The 18,665-nt window shown below is 71.8% G+C and carries 15 protein-coding genes and 1 pseudogene; 9 read left to right on the top strand and 7 right to left on the bottom strand.

Annotated elements, in window-relative coordinates; genetic code table 11:
• Positions 1-275 precede the first annotated feature (275 nt).
• Both CKY47_RS29130 and CKY47_RS29125 read left to right on the top strand, forming a co-directional pair.
• Positions 276-746: a MarR family winged helix-turn-helix transcriptional regulator gene (locus CKY47_RS29130; RefSeq protein WP_306749524.1), complete on the top strand. Its 471-nt coding sequence runs from the start codon at positions 276-278 to the stop codon at positions 744-746.
• A gap of 104 nt (positions 747-850) precedes the next feature.
• On the top strand, positions 851-2,242 hold the full coding sequence (locus CKY47_RS29125) for an amidohydrolase family protein (RefSeq protein ID WP_306749523.1): 1,392 nt from the start codon (positions 851-853) through the stop codon (positions 2,240-2,242).
• Between the two features lie 505 nt (positions 2,243-2,747).
• Here the strand turns inward: CKY47_RS29125 and CKY47_RS29120 are convergent.
• The 3 genes from CKY47_RS29120 to CKY47_RS29110 form a co-directional block, all read right to left on the bottom strand.
• A complete protein-coding gene (locus tag CKY47_RS29120) occupies positions 2,748-2,972 on the bottom strand; it encodes a hypothetical protein (protein ID WP_306749522.1) in 225 nt (74 codons plus the stop codon).
• A 514-nt stretch (positions 2,973-3,486) separates the two neighbouring features.
• Entirely contained in the window at positions 3,487-3,720 is a 234-nt protein-coding gene (locus CKY47_RS29115) for a hypothetical protein (RefSeq protein ID WP_306749521.1), read from the bottom strand.
• A gap of 88 nt (positions 3,721-3,808) precedes the next feature.
• Positions 3,809-4,900: an S-(hydroxymethyl)mycothiol dehydrogenase gene (locus CKY47_RS29110; protein WP_306749520.1), complete on the bottom strand. Its 1,092-nt coding sequence runs from the start codon at positions 4,898-4,900 to the stop codon at positions 3,809-3,811.
• 224 nt (positions 4,901-5,124) lie between these two features.
• On the opposite strand from CKY47_RS29110, the gene CKY47_RS29105 reads away from it, so the two are divergent.
• The 4 genes from CKY47_RS29105 to CKY47_RS29090 all read left to right on the top strand — a co-directional run bounded on the left by CKY47_RS29105 (position 5,125) and on the right by CKY47_RS29090 (position 10,370).
• Positions 5,125-6,345, top strand: coding sequence for an MFS transporter (locus CKY47_RS29105; protein WP_306749519.1), 1,221 nt, complete (start codon positions 5,125-5,127; stop codon positions 6,343-6,345).
• A gap of 577 nt (positions 6,346-6,922) precedes the next feature.
• Complete coding sequence (locus CKY47_RS29100) at positions 6,923-7,366, top strand: hypothetical protein (protein ID WP_306749518.1); 444 nt, start codon at positions 6,923-6,925, stop codon at positions 7,364-7,366.
• Positions 7,363-8,613, top strand: a complete 1,251-nt coding sequence (locus CKY47_RS29095; protein ID WP_306749517.1) for an ATP-binding protein — start codon at positions 7,363-7,365, stop codon at positions 8,611-8,613. Before CKY47_RS29100 ends, CKY47_RS29095 begins: the two co-directional genes overlap by 4 nt.
• Positions 8,610-10,370, top strand: a complete 1,761-nt coding sequence (locus CKY47_RS29090; protein ID WP_306749516.1) for a tetratricopeptide repeat protein — start codon at positions 8,610-8,612, stop codon at positions 10,368-10,370. The genes CKY47_RS29095 and CKY47_RS29090 overlap by 4 nt, the downstream gene beginning before the upstream one ends.
• Before the next feature lie 82 nt (positions 10,371-10,452).
• Here CKY47_RS29090 and CKY47_RS29085 read toward each other — a convergent pair whose 3' ends face one another.
• Complete coding sequence (locus CKY47_RS29085; RefSeq protein WP_306749515.1) at positions 10,453-11,316, bottom strand: LysR family transcriptional regulator; 864 nt, start codon at positions 11,314-11,316, stop codon at positions 10,453-10,455.
• Between the two features lie 96 nt (positions 11,317-11,412).
• On the opposite strand from CKY47_RS29085, the gene CKY47_RS29080 reads away from it, so the two are divergent.
• Positions 11,413-12,309 carry an aldo/keto reductase family oxidoreductase gene (locus tag CKY47_RS29080; protein ID WP_306749514.1) on the top strand — a complete coding sequence of 299 codons (897 nt, stop codon included), beginning with the start codon at positions 11,413-11,415 and terminating at the stop codon, positions 12,307-12,309.
• 28 nt (positions 12,310-12,337) lie between these two features.
• On the opposite strand, the gene CKY47_RS29075 is transcribed toward CKY47_RS29080, so the two are convergent.
• Both CKY47_RS29075 and CKY47_RS29070 read right to left on the bottom strand, forming a co-directional pair.
• On the bottom strand, positions 12,338-12,991 hold the full coding sequence (locus tag CKY47_RS29075; RefSeq protein ID WP_306749513.1) for a response regulator transcription factor: 654 nt from the start codon (positions 12,989-12,991) through the stop codon (positions 12,338-12,340).
• Positions 12,976-14,238 (bottom strand): sensor histidine kinase, encoded by a 1,263-nt coding sequence (locus CKY47_RS29070; protein WP_306749512.1) that lies wholly within the window; start codon positions 14,236-14,238, stop codon positions 12,976-12,978. Before CKY47_RS29070 ends, CKY47_RS29075 begins: the two co-directional genes overlap by 16 nt.
• Positions 14,239-14,570: 332 nt before the next feature.
• Here CKY47_RS29070 and CKY47_RS29065 point away from each other — a divergent pair, with 332 nt between their 5' ends.
• Positions 14,571-15,704 (top strand): acyltransferase family protein, encoded by a 1,134-nt coding sequence (locus CKY47_RS29065; protein ID WP_306749511.1) that lies wholly within the window; start codon positions 14,571-14,573, stop codon positions 15,702-15,704.
• 139 nt (positions 15,705-15,843) lie between these two features.
• On the opposite strand, the gene CKY47_RS29060 is transcribed toward CKY47_RS29065, so the two are convergent.
• Complete coding sequence (locus tag CKY47_RS29060) at positions 15,844-17,244, bottom strand: glycoside hydrolase family 10 protein (protein ID WP_306749510.1); 1,401 nt, start codon at positions 17,242-17,244, stop codon at positions 15,844-15,846.
• A 986-nt stretch (positions 17,245-18,230) separates the two neighbouring features.
• Between CKY47_RS29060 and CKY47_RS37015 the strand changes: the two are divergent.
• Positions 18,231-18,593 (top strand): annotated as a pseudogene (locus CKY47_RS37015) (DUF6188 family protein); the annotation flags it as partial.
• Positions 18,594-18,665 lie beyond the last annotated feature (72 nt).

Raw genomic sequence — 18,665 nt, 5'->3', positions numbered from 1 at the left:
CCTGCTGTAGTGCCATCTCGTACCACTCCGGCGGTCGTCGTCGCGGGTAGTGCGGCAGCTGTGAAGTCCGGAAACCCGACCCGTGTCGTATGGCCTGCGGTGATGTGTTCAGGCGGTGCGGGTCGTTTCAGGATGACGGGGGTCGTTCGGTGGGGGCGGCGTCGAGGCCCGAACGGCCACACGCCTGGTGACCGCTTGCAGTTGTATGTGCGAAGTCGAGTGTGTGCGTGACGTCGGGCATGTGTCTTTTGTCCACGATGTCCTAGAGTCGATATGTGACGAACGACGACCAATCCCGAGACGCTGCGGGTGACGACCTGTTGGACTTGATCGGTCCTGCGTTCGCACGGCTGCGCAGGCGTACGACGCAGGTGGTCGTCGATCCGCCGGTCGAGCGCAAAGACCTGAACCGGAACCTGGTGCTGAACGTCGTCGACGAGGCCGAGGGGGAGATCGGCGTCGGGGACGTGGCGGACGTCTTGGGCGTCGATCCTTCCGTGGCCAGCAGGATGGTCGCCGACTGCATCTCCCACGGTTACCTCCTGCGCCTGCCCTCGCAGGCGGACGGTCGCCGGGCGGTGCTCCGGCTCACCGAGGCGGGACTCGGCCTTCGCGACCGCTTCCGGTCGCAACAGCGCCAGGCGTTCGAGCGCATCACCCGTGACTGGCCCGAGTCCGAGCGCCGGGAGCTTGCGCGGCTGATCATCAAGTACGTCGACTCGGCGACCGAGGCGATCAAGGGTTGAGTGCGCCTCGGCGCGTCGGGCCCGTCGGCTGAGGGTTCTCTCAGGAAGAGCACACCGCGCAAGCGAATGTATGTAAGTTGCACATGTAGGCAACATGCATAAATGTGATCGCGCTCATCCTGAACGGAGCTGCCTCGATGTGTCCTGTCAGTCGTCGTGCCCTGCTGGGGTCGGTCGGTGCCGCCGCGGTGGCGGCCGGGTCGTCGGCCCTGGTCGCCGCATGCTCCACCGACGGCCCGGAGCAACCGTCCTCCGGTCTGACCGCCATCACCAACGCACGGATCTTCGACGGCGAGCGGGTGCTCGATCAGCACACCGTCCTGATCGAGGGTGGGTCCGTGATCGGGATCACCGGGGATGCGCCGTCGAACGCCCGAATCGTCGACGCCCTCGGCGCCACGTTGCTGCCCGGGCTGATCGACGCGCACGTGCACACCTCCGAGGACGGCTTGCGCAACGCGCTGCTGTTCGGTGTCACCACCGAGCTGGAGATGCAGGGCGGGTTCGACGCGAAAGGACGAGAGTCCATCGCAGACCGCGACGACCTGGCCGACGTCCGATCCGCGGGATTCGGCTTGACCGCGCCGGGGGGCCACCCCAGCGAGCTGGTGCCCGACGGCCCGCCGCCCGGGGCCGAGGGCGACGGGCAGGGGCCGCCCGAGGGCCCGTCCGGGTCCAACCCCGCCGAGTCCGAGGTCACGACTCCCGAACAGGCCGTCGCCGCCGTTCGCCTGCGGATCGGGGCCGGCTCGGACTTCATCAAGATCATGATCGAGGACGGGCGCGTCCTGGGTGCGCCGGACCTGCCGGTGATGAGCGACGAGACGATCAGGGCCGCAGTGCTGGAGACGCGGCGGCTCGGCAAGTTGGCCGTCGCGCACACGTTGACCGTCGCGGCGACCGAGCAGGCCATCGCAGCGGGTGTGAGCGGTCTCGCCCACTTGTTCATCGACCGCCCGCACACGCCCGAACTCGTCGAGAGCATCGTGCGTTCCGGGGTGTTCATCACGCCGTGCCTGTGCCTCAACGCTTCGATCATGGGCCGGACCGGTGCCGAACTCGCGACCGACGAACGGGTGGGACCCAGGCTGAGTCCCGAGTGGCGCGACACCCTCAACGGCAGTCTCGACAAGTACCCGGAGGGCGACTTCGACGCGGTTCTCGCGACAGTCGGGGCGTTGCACGCCGCCGGAGTGGACCTCCTGGTGGGCACCGACGTGTCCGTGGCGTGGCCGGAACTGGGCGGGATGGCGCACGGCGCGAGCGTCCACCACGAGATGCAACTGCTGGTGAAAGCGGGTCTCAGCCCTATCGCGGCGCTGCGTGCGGCGACCTCCGCGCCGGCGCGCCGGTTCGGCCTGTCCGACCGGGGCCGCATCGTCCAGGGGGCTCGTGCGGATCTGCTGCTGGTCGACGGTGACCCGACGAGGAACATCGGCGACTCCCTGTCGATCAGGGAAGTGTGGCGGCGGGGCGTCCGGCAGGCCAGGGCGTAGCACCGGGCTGTGCCGCTTGAGAAGGCTTCGTCGTGGGCTCGACTCGGACGTCCGGGCGCAGCCCGCGCACCCACCTGGTACGAGCCGTTCCCGGTTCGAGCCGCGCTGCCGCGGCGGCGGTGCCCGATCTGAGCGGGTGGACAGGTCGAGCACGCTCATCGGATCGTCCTCCGTGTAGTCCCGTGACGACGGGGTTCTCTTCGTGGTGGTCCCGCGATTCGGGGCGGGGGACTGTGAACGAGTGGTTCTGTCGCTGACTGCGTGATCAACGGTTCGAGCTGAAGGGTCGTCGAACTCCGCCGCTGCTTCTGGTTGAACAGGATTCGCTTGCACAGCAGGGCGAAGTTCGCCCGTCCGTGGGTCTGCCGCTTGAGCAGCGAAACGGCGAAGCGTCGCTTGGTCACCGGCGGCCATGCGATTGTTGCATGCATGCCGGCTGTGCGGGGAAGCCGACGGGGCGCGAGCCTCCAGGTCCGCGCCCCGTCGAATCACCGACCCCGCGACGCTACTTGGCGACCTGGTCCAGGTCCACCGGGGTCGCCGCGAGCTTGAAGTACTTGCTCGTCCCCAGGTCCCGTACCGTCTTGATGTTGAATGCCGCGGCCAGCTTCTCCGCGTCACCCTCGCTGACCCCGGCCAACGCCGCGATCGGCGCGTCGAGGACCTCGGCCACGGTCAACCCCTCGTACGCCTTGTCCAGCTGCTTGGCCAAGTCCACGGGAACAGCCACTGGTGACTTCCCCTCGCATCCAGTAGTCGATCATGACTTTGTCACTCTATCGGGCAAGAAGTCCGCATTGCCGCCTACGACCGGATCGGCGCGCACGGCCACCGGGATGGAGCATCGGGCCTCGCCGGGCACCGACCCGACGGTAAGACGCGGCACCTCAAGCGTTCACGGTCGACGGGCTCAGCACGACCGCCCGTACGAGCAGGTTCGACACCGATGGCGTCGGCTCCGAGTCGCGCCCGCCGGCACGGATGGCCACCGATCGGCCGGCTGTTCCGGACCGTGTCTGCCAGACCGCCCCGGCTGCATCGCTGTGGACAACGCGGACGTGCTGCGCACGCGGACCCCCGACCGCGCACCCCGCAGGAGACCAATGGGAACGGGACTGGACCGGGAACTGGCATTCCGCCCCGATGCTGGTCCCGCGAGAGGAACAGGACCGACCTGCGGAACGCCTGATCACTCCGGTGCCCCGGCGGGAGTACCAAGGGTGGGAATGAGGCTGACCGGAGGTTCATGTCGGCAGCCTGGTGGTGGAGTCGTCGTCCGGCCTGTCCGCGCCCGAGCACAGGCCTTGAACGGTCAGGATTGATGGTGCTGCTCGTGGTTCGCTGTCGATGACCGTGGCCAGGATGACGGCCGTGGCCAGGATTCGGCAGGGGCCGTGCGGGGTGCGGGAAGCGGCGTCGGCGATCGCGGTGATCGTCGTGACGGACTGGTCGGACACGTCGCGCTGGTCGGCGGGCACCGTGATCGGGCTCGCGGCTTGGTGGGCACCTCGAGCCGCGGTCGGTCCGATGTCGGGTGCCGTGGCGTGGAGGTCGGCGACCCGACCTTCAGGTGAAGACCACCACGCTGCGCAGCACGTCACCGGCGCGCATCGAGGTGAACGCCCCCTCCACACCGGTCAGGCCGATGCGTTCGGTGACGAAGTGGTCCAGTGGCAGCCGGCCTTGCAGGTGCAGGTCGACCAACGGGCCGAAGTCGCGGGACGGGAGGCAGTCGCCGTACCAGCTGGTGCGGTAGGTGCCGTTGCGCAGGAACGTGTCCAGCAGCGGCATCTCCAGTCTCATCGAGGAGTCCGGGCGGGCGACCAGGACGAACGTGCCGCCGAGCGCCCGGGCGTAGAACGCCTGCTTCCACGTCTCGGGCGTGCCCGCGGCGTCGATCACCACGTCCGCGCCGAGGTCGTCGGTCAGGCCGCGGATCGCGGCGACCACGTCCGGTGTGCGGACGGCGTCGATCACGTCGGTCGCGCCCAGTGCCCGCGCGTGGCCCAGCTTCCGCTCGTCCAGGTCCACCGCGATGATCGTGGTGGCGCCGGCGAGTGTGGCGCCCGCGACGGCCGCGCACCCCACGCCGCCCGCGCCGATCACGGCCACGGTGTCGCCCGTCGTCACGCCGGCGGTGTTCATCGCCGCCCCCAGGCCGGACATGACGCCGCATCCCAGCAGCGCGGCGACGGCGGGGTCGGCCTTCGGGGACACCGGCGTGCACTGGCCCGCGTGCACCAGGGTCAGCTCCGCGAACGCGCCGATGCCCAGCGCGGGCTGCAACGGCGTGCCGTCGGTGAGCGTCATCGGCGTGCTCGCCGTGTAGTCGTCCACGCAGGACTCGGCGCGGCCGCGGCGGCACGCTCGGCAGCGGCCGCACACCGCGCGCCAGTTCAGCACGACGAAGTCGCCGGGTGCGACGTTGTCCACGCCGGCGCCGACCTGCTCCACGATGCCGGACGCCTCGTGCCCCAGCAGGTACGGGAAGGCGTCGCCGATCACGCCGTCGCGGTAGTGCAGGTCGGTGTGGCAGACACCGGACGCCAGCACCCGGACCGTGGCCTCGCCGGGGCCGGGGTCGGGCACGACGATCTCGCGGAGTGCGACCGGCTCGCCCCGGCGCAGGGCGAGGACCGCCTTGACGATCTTGGACATGGTCCGGGCCTCCGCGTCGACCGGTTCGGGCGGCCACAGGATAGGCCACCGGTGGCCGCTATCGGGAATTCCTATGGGCTCGCGCCGGTCGTCGCGTCGGGGGATCGCCGCGTTGGTGCCTTCGGAGCAACGTCCATCGGGAACAGCGGTGTTCTCCCAGCCCAGGGCGCGTGGCAGCATGAACGAGTCCTGGGGGACTGCGCCGCGAGGCGGTCTGGAGAAAAATGAGCACCCTGCCCAAGGTCGCGTCCGGCATCACCGCGTTCGCGGTGTTCGCCACGACCGTCAGCTTCGTCATCTCCATGGCGGGCTCGTCGATGAAGTCCACCGTGCAGGTGCTGTTCCTGCCGATCGCGGACGACTTCGACGTCAACCGCGGCACGCTCGCGATCGGCACGACGCTGTTCGCCGTCGTGACGGCGCTCGCCTCGTCCGCGGTGGGACACCTGGCCGACCGGATCGGCGCGGTGCCGGTGTTGGCGATCGGCGCGGGTATCACCGGCGTGGTGCTGGTGGTCTGCGCGCTGGCCACCGACATCCGGGTGTTCGTCCCGACCTACGGCATCCTCGGCGCGATCGGCTGCACGATGCTGTCGTTCGTGCCGCTGGGCGTGCTGGCCGACCAGCTGTTCCAGGGCCGCAACGCCGGGTTCCTGTACGCGGTGCTGACCAACGGCGCGGCGGTCGGGTTCATGGTGCTCGTGCCGTTGTGGACGTTCCTGGGCGCCGTCACGTCGTGGCGGCAGATCCTGCTGGGCGTCGGCGTGGTGTTCCTGGTGGTGATGTTGCCGCTGTCCTTGCTGCTGGTGCGCTACTCCAACCGCAACTCCGCCCCGCCCGCGCCCGCCGAGCACGGCTTCTGGGCGGGCATCCGGATCGCGTTCGCCGACAAGCGGGTGCGCGGCCTGATCCTGCCGTTCGTCGCGTGCGGCACCACGATGGCGTTCATCGACGTCCACCTCTTCCCGCACATGCACGACCACGGCGTGGCGCCGGTGACCAGTTCGGTGGCGTTCGTGCTGCTGGGCGGGCTGGAGATCGTCGGCTCGCTCGTGGCGGGTCGGCTGTGCGACAAGGGCCTGGTCCGGGCGACGCTGATCGGCGGCTACGCGCTGCGGGCCACGGCGATGATGATCGCGCCGTTCTTCGCCGCCGAGTTCACCGTGCTGGTGTTCGGCGCGCTGTTCGGCGCCAGCTACCTGATCACGGTGGTCGCCACCACGATGTGGATCGCGAAGATCCTGCCGCGCGGCCGCAAGGGCACCGCGATCGGCGTGCTGTGGGCGCTGCACATGGTCGCCGTCGCGGCCAGCAGCCAGCTCGGCGCCGTCCTCGCCGACGCCGCGCACGGCTACCTGCCGGTGATCCTCATCAGCGTCGCGCTCACCCTCGGCGCGATCGTCCTGGTGGCGATGCAACCCGACCCGGACAAGGCGACCGCCTGAGCGGTGCCGCGGGAAGCGGATGCGGACCGGCGCGCCGCCCTGCTCCCCGGCGCGGGCAACGTGCCCGCGCCGTCGTCGAACGAGCCGAACAGCGGCGGTGGCGGTGTCGGACAACCGCGGGGTCGGGCCGGACGGCCCGTCGGGGAACGTGGACTCCTCCCGGTCGTCGCTGCCGACCAGCCGCCGCGTCAGCCTGCGGTCGTGGATCGACCAGCGGCGGTCACGGGTGGCCACGTGCCCCGCCACGGCCGCGCGGGTGTGGTGCGAACGACCGATGCGGCCCGTTCGCCACCCGGGTAGTTTGCCGGTCGCGGGATCGAGGTCGGCTGTCGGTCAACGACCCCGTCCGGCTTCGCGCTGACGACCCCGCCGGCACGGGCTGCGGCGACATCGTCGCGGACAGCGGCCGAGGCGAGCACGACATCATCCGGTTTCCGCCGACGCCCGACGTGCCGGTGCGTCCGATCGCGCGTCCGTGGTCGACGGCGTGCTCGTCCCCGGTCTTGCACCGGACGGGTGCGCGCGTTCGGGGTCGTGACCGCCACTGTGGACAGCAGGGCAGACGAGAGGGAGCCGAATGACCGGGGACGACAAGCCCGAGGTGGTCGCCGAGCTGGACCGCCTCGATGCGGCGGTCAGGGCGGCGCCCGTGGGGGACACGACGGCGCAGATCGCGCTGTGGCGGCAGGTGAGCGCGTTGGAGCACTGGTTCTTCATCGCGCGGGGCCCGGCCGACCGACCCAGTCCCTATGCCGTGGCCGCCGGACAGGGGCCGATGATCTGCCTCTACAGCAGCGCCGCGCGGGCGGACGAGGCCACCCGCACCCTCGGACTGGTCGACCCGGAGAGCGGCTCGGCGCCCTTGTTCGGCGTGCCGATGCCGGCTGCGATCGACTACGTCGCCTCGTTCGGCCAGGCCGGCGTCTTCGGTGTGACGCTGGACCACCCCCGGCTCGGTCACTACATCCCGTTGGCGAACCTGGGGCTGCTCAAGGGCTGGGTCGGAGGGACCGGGCAGTGAGTGGTGCCGACCCGGGTGACAGCTTCGTCGAGGTGATCGCGCGCGAGGTGGAGGCGGACTCGGGCAACCTGGCGTTGCGCGAGGATTTCATCACGCTGCTGCTGGAGCAGGACGCCGACCGCGCCGCCACCGAACTGGGAGCGTTCGAGGCGCTCGGCGGTGATCCGGCGCGGGTCCGCCTGCTGCGCGCCCGGTTGATGGCGGCGCGGTTGCGAACCTCGAACGCGCCGCGGGTCGACGGGACCACGCCCCCGGCCGCGCCGCCCGCACCGGCGGTGCGGGCCGGGGGGAGCGAGCCGACACCGGTTCCGACCCCGACCCGCGAGGACCGTCGGGACGGCGGCGCCGCCGTGTCCGCGTCGCTGTGGGACGCCGAACGCCCGACGGTGACGCTGGCCGACGTCGCGGGCCTCGCCGAGGTCAAGCGGCACCTGGACACCGCGTTCCTGGCTCCGCTGCGCAACCCCGGGCTGGCGGCGGCGTTCGGGCAGAAGCCGGGCGGGTCGTTGCTGATGTACGGCCCACCCGGGTGCGGCAAGACGTTCATCGCCAGGGCGATCGCCGGCGATCTCGGAGCGTCCTTCATCCACGTGACCCTCGCGGACCTGCTCGGCAAGTGGGTCGGGGAGAGCGAGAAGGCGATCCAGAGCGTGTTCCGCGATGCGCGCGCGGCAGCGCCGTGCGTGGTCTTCGTCGACGAGTTCGACGCGCTCGGCGGACGGCGCACCTCCGGTGGCGGCGGGTCGCAGGCGATGCGGATGCTCGTCACCCAGCTGCTGGAGGAGCTCGACGGCGTGGCCGGCGCGAACGACGGGGTCTACTTCCTGGCCGCCACGAACCGGCCGTGGGACATCGACTCCGCGCTGCGCCGACCGGGCCGGATCGACAAGACGGTGCTGGTGCTGCCACCGGACGCGGCCGCCAGGGCGGCGATCGTCAGGGGCGCGCTGGAGGGCAAGCCCGCCGACGGTGTGGATGTCGTCGCCGTCGCGGCGGCCACGGAGGGGTTCTCCGGTGCCGATCTCAGTCACCTGACGACCACCGTGCTGCAGCAGGCCATGGTCGAGTCGATGGACCGCGGTGAGCTGGTACCGGTCACCACCGACGCGGTGCTGGCCGCGGTCGGCGGCGTCACCCCGTCCACGACGTCCTGGTTCGACCAGGTGGCGCCGGTGCTGGAGTACGGCGTCGACGACGGCACCTTCGACCAGCTCCGGGCGTACCGGGTCAGGCGGGGCATGCGATGAGGGACACCGGCCGCACGGCCGCGGGCGACGACGCCGTGGAGCGGAACCTGGACCTGGCCTGGGAGCTGTTCGCGGCACAGCCGGCGCATCCCCAGGTCGCCGAGCTGGCCTCGCAGGTGCTCGCGGTCCAGCCGGAGCGGAGCAGCGTGTCGCTGCTGCTCGCCAACCACCACGAGGTCTGCGGCCGGACCGGCGAAGCGCGGCGCCTCTACCTCCAGGTGGCCGGTCGCCGCGACCACCAGTTCATCAACGCGGCTCGTGCCCTTCGGCACCTGGCGGTGGCCGAGCACGATCATCCCGAGGCGCTGCGCTGGGCGCGCGCGGTGCTGGGCGAGGACCACGAGGGGTGGGGCGACTGGATGGAGCTGGGCTTCGCCCGGGCACTCTGCGGGGAGCACGAGGACGGGTGGCGCCAACTCGACGAGGCGGTGGCACTGTGCTCCCGGACGACGCCGGACGAACTCCCCCACGCGCTCGGGCAGCGCGCGGCGTGCCTGCTGGGCAGCTTCGCACCGCCCGACCGGTTCGTCCCCGCGGCCGAGGAGGCAGTCCGGGCCGATGCGGCGAACTCCCGGGTCGCCCTGCTGCTCGGCTGGGCCTACCTGGTGCAGTACCGGTTCGCCGACGCCGAACGACTCGGGCTGCGACTGCTGCGCGAGAACCCGACGGAAGACCTGTTGCAGGGTTTGGTGGGGACCGCTCGGACGATGCTGCGGATCGTCGGGAACGCCCACGCCCAGGACATCACGCTGGACGACATCCGCCGCAGCGGGGTGATCGAGCTGGGGTGGCGACAACTGCGCGACCAGGTGCTCGGCACCGACCTGGCTTCCGCGCTGGCCGCGTTGGACGACGTGATGCCCGCCGACCTGCGCGCCACCCTGCGACCGGGGGTTCCGATCTCCGACGTGCCCGGGAGCGACAAGCTCGGCTCCGTGGCCGCGGAGGACCTGGTGGCCTGGCACGACGGTCAGCAGCCCGGCTCCGGTGCGGCCTGGGGGCCGGCCGGGTCGTTCCGCCTGATGTCGGCAGCCGAGATCATCGCGATGAGCGCCGGGATCGAGGCCGATCCGGCAGCGCACCCGGACTGGCCCGAGAACGAGGTCTGGGAGCAGGTGATGACCGACGACGCCGGGGCGTACCTGGTCGTCGTCGCGTTCGGGGCGCTGGTCGAGCGCCGACCCGGACACCCCGACGAGCCCGTCGCCGCGTCGATGGCCGACTGGGTCTGGGACCGGGTGGCCGACTTCGGTGGTCGGGACCCGCGACCGGCGCCGCGGAAGGCCGAGCCCTTCCCGGCCGAGCCACCCCCTGTCCCCGGGACGTCGTTGACCGGCGTCATCGCGACGATGTACGCCGCCCTGGGCGCGTCCGAGCGCTCTGCGCCGTACGCGGAGCTGCGCGGGATCTTCCCCGACTCGACCGTCCGGCACGGTGCGCCGGACACCGCGGACCCGAGTCCCGGTGGTGTCGACATCGCGTTGCTCGACGGGGTGGTCAAGAAGATCACCGTCGATGTCGCGCTCTGCCCGGGCGCCGACCGCGTGATCCGCGGGCTCGACCTCGATGGGCGGCGCGGACCGGTCGACGCCCACGTGCGGGCGCACGGTGCCCTCCCGCACAACAGCTGGGAGAACCGCGCCACCGGCGAGGTCACCGTCAACTACGACCTCGCCGAGCACCGACTCGGCTTGCAGTGGAGGAGGGGGAGGCTCGTCCGGGTCTCCGTGTCCGCCGCCGGTCGACCGGACGACTGATCAGGGGACGAGACCCGGTGGACGTGCCGGGCGCTCGCGGAGCTGCCGGTCACCGGTGGATCGCCGGGGTTCACCGGCGCGGTCACAGCCGCGAGGCCGTCCGGACCAGCCCGGCCAGGGCGCGGGAGCGGCTGTGCGCGGGCCAGGCGATGTGGGTGGTGACCAGGGGGGCGTCGCTCAGCGGGACGGCGACGTGCTCGTCCCACAGCCAGGTGCGGGCGGACTCGGGGAAGACCGCCGCGGTGCGGCCGAGGGCGATCAACTGGGCCAGCTGCGTCTGGTCGTGGACCTCGGGACCCGGGCCGGGCGGGTAGGTGCCGTGGCGGGGCCAGCGGGCGAGCGGGAGGTCGGGGACGTCCGAGATCTCCGCCAGGGACAGCCTCGTGCGCTCGGCCAGGGGGTGCTTCGCGGGCAGGATCGCCACCTGGCCCTCCGTCATCAGTTCGACGCTGTCGAACCCGGCGAGGGAGTTGAACGGCGCGTGCATGAGCGCCACGTCGGCGCGCCCGTCGCGCAACATCCCCTCCTGTTCGCACGTGCCGCTCGGCAGGACCTCGATCTCGGCGGCGCCGGGTTCGGCCGCGTGGGCGTCGAGGAGCTTGTCCAGCAGCTCGTGGAACGCGCCCGCCTTCACCGCCAGCACCAGGCGCTCCCGGGGGCCACCCGGACCGCCGGCGCCCCCGGCGCGGCGGGTGCGGCGGACGGCGGCGGTGGTCGCGTCGAGAGCCGCACGGCCCTCCTGGAGCAGGACCTCGCCGGCGCCGGTCAGCGAGACGCCGCGGCGATCGCGCTCCAGCAGGGCGACGCCGAGGCGCCGCTCGAGCTGCTGGATCGCCCGGGACAACGGGGGCTGGGCGATGCCGAGGCGCTCGGCGGCGCGGCCGAAGTGCAGTTCGTCGGCGACGGCGATGAAGTACCGCAACTCGCGGGTCTCCACGGTGTCCACGCCACCAGCCTAGCCCCGCCGTGATACCGGTCGGGTATCACAGGTGACCGGATCGGTGTTGGCGGCCTCCTCCGGCCGCGGGCGAGCATCGACGGCATGAGCACCGACGACACCGCTGTTCCCCTGCCCGGCGGCACCTGGTCCCTGGGCGACCTGACCGTCACCCGGTTCGGCTACGGCGCCATGCAACTGGCCGGCCCCGGGGTCATGGGCCCGCCCGCCGACCGCGACGGCGCGCTCGCCGTCCTGCGCGAGGCCGTCGACCTCGGCATCACCCACATCGACACCTCCGGCGCCTACGGCCCGCGCGTCACCAACGAGCTCATCCGCGAAGCGCTGCACCCCTACCCCGAATCGCTGCACATCGTGACCAAGGTCGGCGCGCACCGCGACGAGCAGGGCGGCTGGCCCCCGGCCCGGCGGCCCGAGGACCTGCGCCGCGCCGTCCACGAGGACCTGGAAACCCTCGGCGTCGACCGGCTCGACCTGGTCAACCTCCGGCTCGGCGACGCCCGGGGAACGCAGCCCGGTTCGCCGGCCGAGGCGTTCGGCACCCTGGTCGAGCTCCAGCAGCAGGGCTTGATCCGGCACCTCGGCGTTTCCAACGCCACCGCGGACCAGGTCGCCGAAGCCCTGGCGATCGCGCCGGTCGCGTGCGTGCAGAACATGTACAACCTCGCTCACCGGCACGACGACGCGCTGATCGACGACCTCGCCGGCAAGGGCATCGCGTACGTGCCCTTCTTCCCGCTGGGCGGGTTCAGCCCGCTGCAGTCCTCGGCGCTGTCGGCCGTCGCCTCGCGGCTGGGCACGACACCGATGTCGGTCGCCCTGGCCTGGCTGCTGCGACGATCGCCGAACGTCCTGCTCATCCCCGGCACCTCGTCGGTGGCGCACCTGGTGGAGAACGTCGCGGGCGCGGGCGTCCCGCTCTCCCGTGACGACCTCGCCGAGCTGGACGGGATCGGCTCGGGGAGCGGCGCCGCCGGGTGATCCGCGGGCAGTCCCGGCGCGGGTGCGCTCAGCCGGCCCCGGCGGCGCCGAGGAAGGCCAGCACGGCGAGGACGCGGCGGTTGCTGTTGTCGTCCGAGGTGATGCCGAGCTTCGTGAAGATCGAGGTGGTGTACTTGCTGATCGACCCCTCGCTCAGGAACAGGCGTTGGCCGATGGCCGAGTTCGACAGGCCTTCGGCCATCAGCGCGATGATCTCGCGTTCACGGCCGGTGAGCGCGTCCAGCGGCGAGGTGGAGCCCGCGTTCAGGATCTTCGCGACGACCGCCGGGTCGAGGGAGGTGCCGCCGGCGCCGACGCGTTCCACCGCCTCGATGAACTGCTCGGCTTCGAAGACCCGGTCCTTCAGGAGGTAGCCGACGCCACCCCTGCCGTCGGCGAGGAGTTCGCGCGCGTAGAGCTGCTCGATGTGCTGGGACAGCACGAGCACGGACAGACCCGGCCGGGCCCGGCGCGCCTCCAGCGCTGCCTGGAGGCCGTCGTCGGTGTAGGTGGGGGGCATCCTGACGTCGATGACGGCCACGTCCGGCCGGTGCTCGGCCAGGGCGCGCAACGTCGCCTCCTTGTCCCCCACGGCGGCCACCACCTCGTGGTCGTAGGCTTCGAGCAGCCGGACCAGCCCGTCCCGCAACAGGTACAGGTCCTCCGCTACGACGATCCGCACGGCACCTCCACGGTGACGCGCGTGGGCCCGCCGGCGGGGCTGTCGACGTGCAGGGTGCCACCGAAGGCGCTGAGCCGGCTCCCGACACCGGCCAGACCGGACCCGGCACGGCGGTCGGCTCCACCCCGTCCGTCGTCCGAGACGGTGATGGCGACGCCCGTGCGCGTGCGGTCGACGGTGATGTCGATGGCCGATCCCCCCGAGTGCTTGACGGCGTTGGTGACGAGCTCCGCGGTCGCGAAGTACAGCGCGGACTCGACCGGAGTCTCCAGCCGGTGGTCGAGGGTGGAGCGCACCGCGGTCCGGACCGGCGCGTCGACGGCGAGCGCCCGGACCGCGTCGACGAGACCGCGCTCCAGGAGCACCGGCGGGACGATGCCGTGCACGAGCTCGCGGAGTTCCCGGAGCGCCGCCAGGGAGGTCTCGCGGGCCTGCCGCAACAACACCTTGGTCCTGGCCGGGTCGGTGTCGACCAGCCGTTCGGCGGCACCGAGCGAGAGGCCGATGGCGACGAGCCGCGCCTGGGCGCCGTCGTGGAGGTTGCGCTCGATCCGGTGCAGCTCGGCCTCCTGCGCGCGCGTGAGGTCGGCCCGTCCCTGGACCAGGGTCGCGATCCTGGCGCCGAGCAGTGCGACCGCGGGCGGCCCGAGGAGGTGTCGCGCCACCGGTCCGGCGGCCCTCCAGGCCACGGGCAGCAGGGCGATCCCGGCGCCGACCGCCGCCGACGCGGCGGTCACCACGAGCGGCTCCGGCGCCGGCGGGAGCAGTTCGGGCGTCGCGAGGCCGAGGGCCCCCGCCGCGATCAGCGCCAGTGGCGTCGCCGACACGGCGCCGACGGTGACCGGGCCGACCAGCACCCAGAGCATGTCCCGCCACGCCGCGGGGTCCAGCGTTCGCCTGAAGAGCCACCGGTGGCACACCGAGATCCACCGGTAGGGCTGGTAGTCGTACCCGTTCCACCAGTAGCCCGTTGCCATTCGGGTCACCGGGACGAGTGGTCGGTACGCGGCGGGGAGGTCGACGCCGGTCCAGCGGGTGACCACGTGCCTCGTGGCGGCGCACACCGGACGGGCGAGCAGCACCAGGTGCAGGACGACCAGCGGGAACACGCAGGCGAGTGCGGCGGGCACGCTGTCGAACAGGCGGGCGAGGACCAGGCCCGCGCCGCCCCAGGCGACCGGCGCGGACGCGGTCAGCGCGACGAGTGCCAGCGAACGCGTGAACCCCTCGGCGAGGGATCGCGCCACCGCGTTGATTCCGCTACCGGCACGGGACATGACCCGCATGTTCTCGGTTGGTGCGGCCGCGTGCAACCGCCGTGCCCAAGAGTGGGGCCGGCCCCACTGCACCCGGGGTCCGGACGCATTACGGCGGCGTCGCGGGCCGCATAACGTCGTCGAAACGACATGCGAGCACGAGCGAAGAAGGACTTCATGGTTGTCGGCACCTGCTCCTCCAGCGGCGACGACGTCGTCGTGGTGAATCCGATCGAACACGTCACGTCCGTCGCCCTCGCCGTTCCGGGATGCCCGTCGCGGTCCCGGTTCGCCCGGGTCGAGCCGACGGGACGTGCCGCCCGGTGAGAACACGACTCGACGCCGACCGCACCACGCGCCCGGCACGCCTCTCCCACATCGACAACCTCCGCGTCCTCCTCACCCTCCTGGTGGTGGTGCACCACTCCGCTGTCCCCTACGGCAACCTCGACGCCTGGCCCAACTGGCGACAGCCCGACCCGTCGTCCGTGGCGTGGCCGTTGGACCTGCTGCTCGTAGCCAACCAGGCGTTCTTCATGGGCTTCTTCTTCCTGCTGTCCGGGTATTTCGCACCCGGCGCGGTCGACCGGAGAGGGCCGGGCGGGTTCGCGGTCGGGCGCCTGAAGCGGCTCGGGATTCCGTTCCTCGGGTTCATCGTGCTGCTGCGCCCGTTCTTCATCCTGCCGACCTACCTCGACCTGCCGGCCGCGACCCGGCCCTCTTTCGCGGTCTACTACCTCACCACCTGGGAGGTCGGTCCCGCCTGGTTCCTCGAAGTGCTGCTGATCTTCTCGCTCGCGTACGCGTTGTCACGGCACCTGCGCGCGACCGCGGCGCCGGTGCGGTCACGACCGTTGCGGCGGCGGGACCTGCTCGCCTTCGCGCTCGTCCTCGCCGTCGCCACCTACGCGTGGCGGACCCTCGTCCCCCTCGGCACCGGTGAGCCGGTGCTCGGACTGCCGAGCCCCGCCTACATGCCGCAGTACGTGCTGCTCTTCGCCGTCGGTGTCGCGGCGTACCGCCGCCGCTGGTTCGAGTCGCTCCCGCGGGGATCGGGCCGGCTCGGCGCGCTCCTCGTGGTGGCGTCGTTCGCGCCGATGGCGCTGGGCGGCTACCGGGGCTTCGGGGTGTCCGGTGCCCTGGCCGGTCACGACCTCGCCCACCTGGCTCTCGCCCTGTGGGAATCGCTGTTCGCGATCGGCGTCATCCTGGTCCTGCTCCGCGGGTTCGAGCGCCACGTCGCCGGTACGTCGCGCTCCAGCCGCTACCTCGCCGACAACGCCTTCGCCGTCTACCTCGTGCACGCGCCGGTCATCGTCGGAGTCGTGGCGGTGTTGCGGCCACTCGGCATGGCGCCCGTGCCGAATTTCCTGCTGACCCTGGCGCTCGCCGCCGTCGCGAGCTGGGGGATCTCGGGCGCCCTGCGCCGTGTGCCCGCCGTGCGGGCGGTGGTGTAGGTGGCTCCGGGGTGTGCCGCTCGTGAAGTGATCGCCGCTGGTGGAGCGGAAGGGTGCTCGACCACGGGCTGCGTGATCGGTGTCCACCACCTCGACCCGGCGGGCGGGAGGTGCGCCGCATCCCGCCCGCCGCGATGCGTCAGGCCGTGGCGCAGGTGACGGTGGGAGTGCCGTTGGTGCCGGTGTGGGCGCCGATGAAGCCGAACGCGGTGGTGCCGTTGACGGCGATCCTGCCGTTGTAGGAGGCGTTGCGCACGGTCATCTCCTGGCCGTTGGCGGTCAGCACGCCGTTCCACAGGCTGCGCACGGTCTGCCCCTGGGCGAAGGTCCACTCGACGGTCCAGCCCGTGGTGGCGGTGGCGCCGGTGTTGCGGACGGTGACCTCGGCCTGGTAGCCGCCGTTCCACTGGCCGGTCACCCGGTAGGTCGCGGTGCAGCCGCTGCCGTTGCCACCGGTCGTGGTGGTGGTCGTCGCCGTGGTCGTGGTGCCGCCGAGGGCTTCGTGGACGGCCCAGTAGGAGGGCTTCTCGGCGAAGTTCTCGTCGTAGATCAGGGCCGCGCCCTCGCCGGGGAACACCGAGGGAATCCAGGAGTGGCCGTCGGAGAAGTCCCACACCGTGATGCCGACGCAGCGGGTCACGGCCAGGCAGGCGTTGGTGACGGTGCGGTAGTCCTGCGCCTGCTGGGCGTCCTTGGTCGCGTCGCGGGGGGTGCGCATGCGGATGTCGAGTTCGGTGATGGCGACGTCCACGCCGAGGTCGGCGAAGCGCTGGATGTTCCGCTGCAACGTGCTGGGCACCTGACCGAGGATGAGGTGGGCCTGCAGGCCGACGCCGTCGATCGGGATGCCCTGCTGCTTGAACGACTTGACCAGGTTGTAGACGGCGTCGCTCTTGGCGCCGATGCCCTCGATGTTGTAGTCGTTGTAGTACAGCTTGGCGTTCGGGTCGGCGGCGCGGGCGGCCTTGAACGCCTCGGCGATGTAGCCGTCGCCGATCTTCTGCTGGAACACCGACTGACGGCGGGTGCCGTCCTCCTCGAACGCCTCGTTGACGACGTCCCAGTGCACGACCTCGCCCTGGTAGTGGCCGGCGACGTTGGTGATGTGGTTGCGCATCACGCCCAGCAGTTCGCCGGCGGGCACGCTGTCGACCCAGTCGGGGAGCTGGTTGTGCCACACGAGGGTGTGCCCGCGCACGATCTGGTCGTGGGCTTGGGCGAAGGCGACGATCTTGTCGGCCTGGGTGTAGTCGAACTGCCCGCGGCGGGGTTCGGTGTACATCCACTTCTGGGTGTTGCCGACGGTGATCTGGTTGAACTCGCTGCCCAGGACGGCGGTGTAGGGGGCGTTGTCCAGGGTCGGGTTGTCCGTGGCGGAGCCGAAGTAGCGGCCCTTGGCGGCGGCGAGCTGCCCCAGGGTGGGGCCGGCATCCGCCGAGGACGGTGCGGCGACCGCCATGCCGACGGCGAGCGTGCCCATGACGGCGACCGTCGTCGTCGCGGCGAGGACGCGACGCGCGCGGCCTGTTGGTGCTGACATCGTGTCGTCTCCTGCATCGGTGTCGGGACCGGCCGCACGGGCGTGCCGGGGGAGTGGGCACCCGCACGGCCGGGCGGGTGCACGGGGCGGACCGGTGGGGTGGTTCCGTCGACCCTGCCCGCGCCTCGGCTCGCCTCGTCCCGACTACCGCCCCGTGGATCGGGACCTGGCCGTGCCCGGCGTGTTCCGTCGTGGCGCGCCACGGTTTCCCGACGTCGTCGACTGAGCGGGGCAGGGGAGGCGCTCCAGGGGGGCGCACCGCCGAGTCTCGTGCACGGGTGCTCCGGCGCGTCGTCAACGGGGTGCCACTGCGGTGGGCGTCCATCGGTGGTGGAAACTTTCGCAACTATAACCGATCAATTTCGACCGGCACGTCAATGTAGCCAGGCCGTGTTCGCCCCGTCAACGCGCTCGCGTGCTAAATGTCCGGGAATACCTTTAGCTCCACCATTTCTTCCCGGCAATGGTGTGAGCGGGATGTCGACCTCAGCCGATCGGAGCAGGGTCTCCCGAGACCGGCAGGGCCGTCGACGGTGAACCGCGACCCCGTCCTGTGGGCACGGGTGGCGGGACTGTCGCGGTCGGGCCGGTCACCCCTGTCGATCGCCGGTGGGCGCGTGGCCCTCCGCGAGAACGCCGGTCTCCTCGGACACGGGGAGCGGGGCCGTACGACGGGGATGCGCCGTGTCCGGCGAACCACTCGCAGCGCGTTGTCACCAGGCCGATGTGCGAGGTCGTCCGGGTGAACCGGCCACCGCCTGACGCGCTTGCCCAGTGCTCTGCTGCGCGTCGTGCTGCCGGGCGGGCACGACTGAGGCGGCGTGCGCTGCTGAGCCGGGTGTGCTCGCTGATGGGCACGTCCTCGCGAATCGACGTCACGTGGGTGGCCGTGAATCCAGAGGGCCGACTGCCAGTCGCCGGCTACCGCGCCGGTGAGCGGCGGTTTGGTCCGGGCCCGGCACGCGGAACCCTGTCGGGTGTCGGGGATGATGGCCGTCGTGGACCCGGTGACCGCAGGATTGGACCGGGCAGGCGATGCTTGGCGCCTGCCCCTGGCGGGGTCGGCCGTCGTCCAGTGCCGCGTCGACTACGCGGTGACCTTCTGCTTCGACTCCCCGGACGGTGTCCACGAGCTGCGGATCGAGGAGGACTTCGTCTTCGCGCCGGCCGACGGGGGCGAGATCGTGTTGCGCCCGGAGAGCGACCCGGCGGGCCTGGGCCCGGTGCTCGCCTGCACCCGCACTTCGGTCGCGGAGGCCCTCGCCTTCGATGACGGACGCCTGGCGGTCTCCTTCGCCGACGGCGGCGGGCTCGCGGTCGGGGGTTCGCGGCACTACGAGGCGTGGACGTTGTCCGGCCCGGCCGGTCTGCTGGTCGTGTCCACTCCGGGCGGTGCCCTGGCGCTGTGGTGGGGGAGAGGA

This window comes from Saccharothrix longispora, assembly GCF_030852425.1.
Classification (GTDB): Bacteria; Actinomycetota; Actinomycetes; order Mycobacteriales; family Pseudonocardiaceae; genus Actinosynnema; species Actinosynnema longispora.
Note: the sequence above shows the minus strand (reverse complement) of the source record. Positions and strands in the feature narration are given on the sequence as shown.

Coding starts and splice junctions, on each gene's coding strand:
- CKY47_RS29060 (WP_306749510.1), bottom strand. CDS start 17,244: ATGTCAGCACCAACAGGCCGCGCGCGTCGCGTCCTCGCCGCGACGACG.
- CKY47_RS29110 (WP_306749520.1), bottom strand. CDS start 4,900: ATGTCCAAGATCGTCAAGGCGGTCCTCGCCCTGCGCCGGGGCGAGCCG.
- CKY47_RS29090 (WP_306749516.1), top strand. CDS start 8,610: ATGAGGGACACCGGCCGCACGGCCGCGGGCGACGACGCCGTGGAGCGG.
- CKY47_RS29100 (WP_306749518.1), top strand. CDS start 6,923: ATGACCGGGGACGACAAGCCCGAGGTGGTCGCCGAGCTGGACCGCCTC.
- CKY47_RS29105 (WP_306749519.1), top strand. CDS start 5,125: ATGAGCACCCTGCCCAAGGTCGCGTCCGGCATCACCGCGTTCGCGGTG.
- CKY47_RS29080 (WP_306749514.1), top strand. CDS start 11,413: ATGAGCACCGACGACACCGCTGTTCCCCTGCCCGGCGGCACCTGGTCC.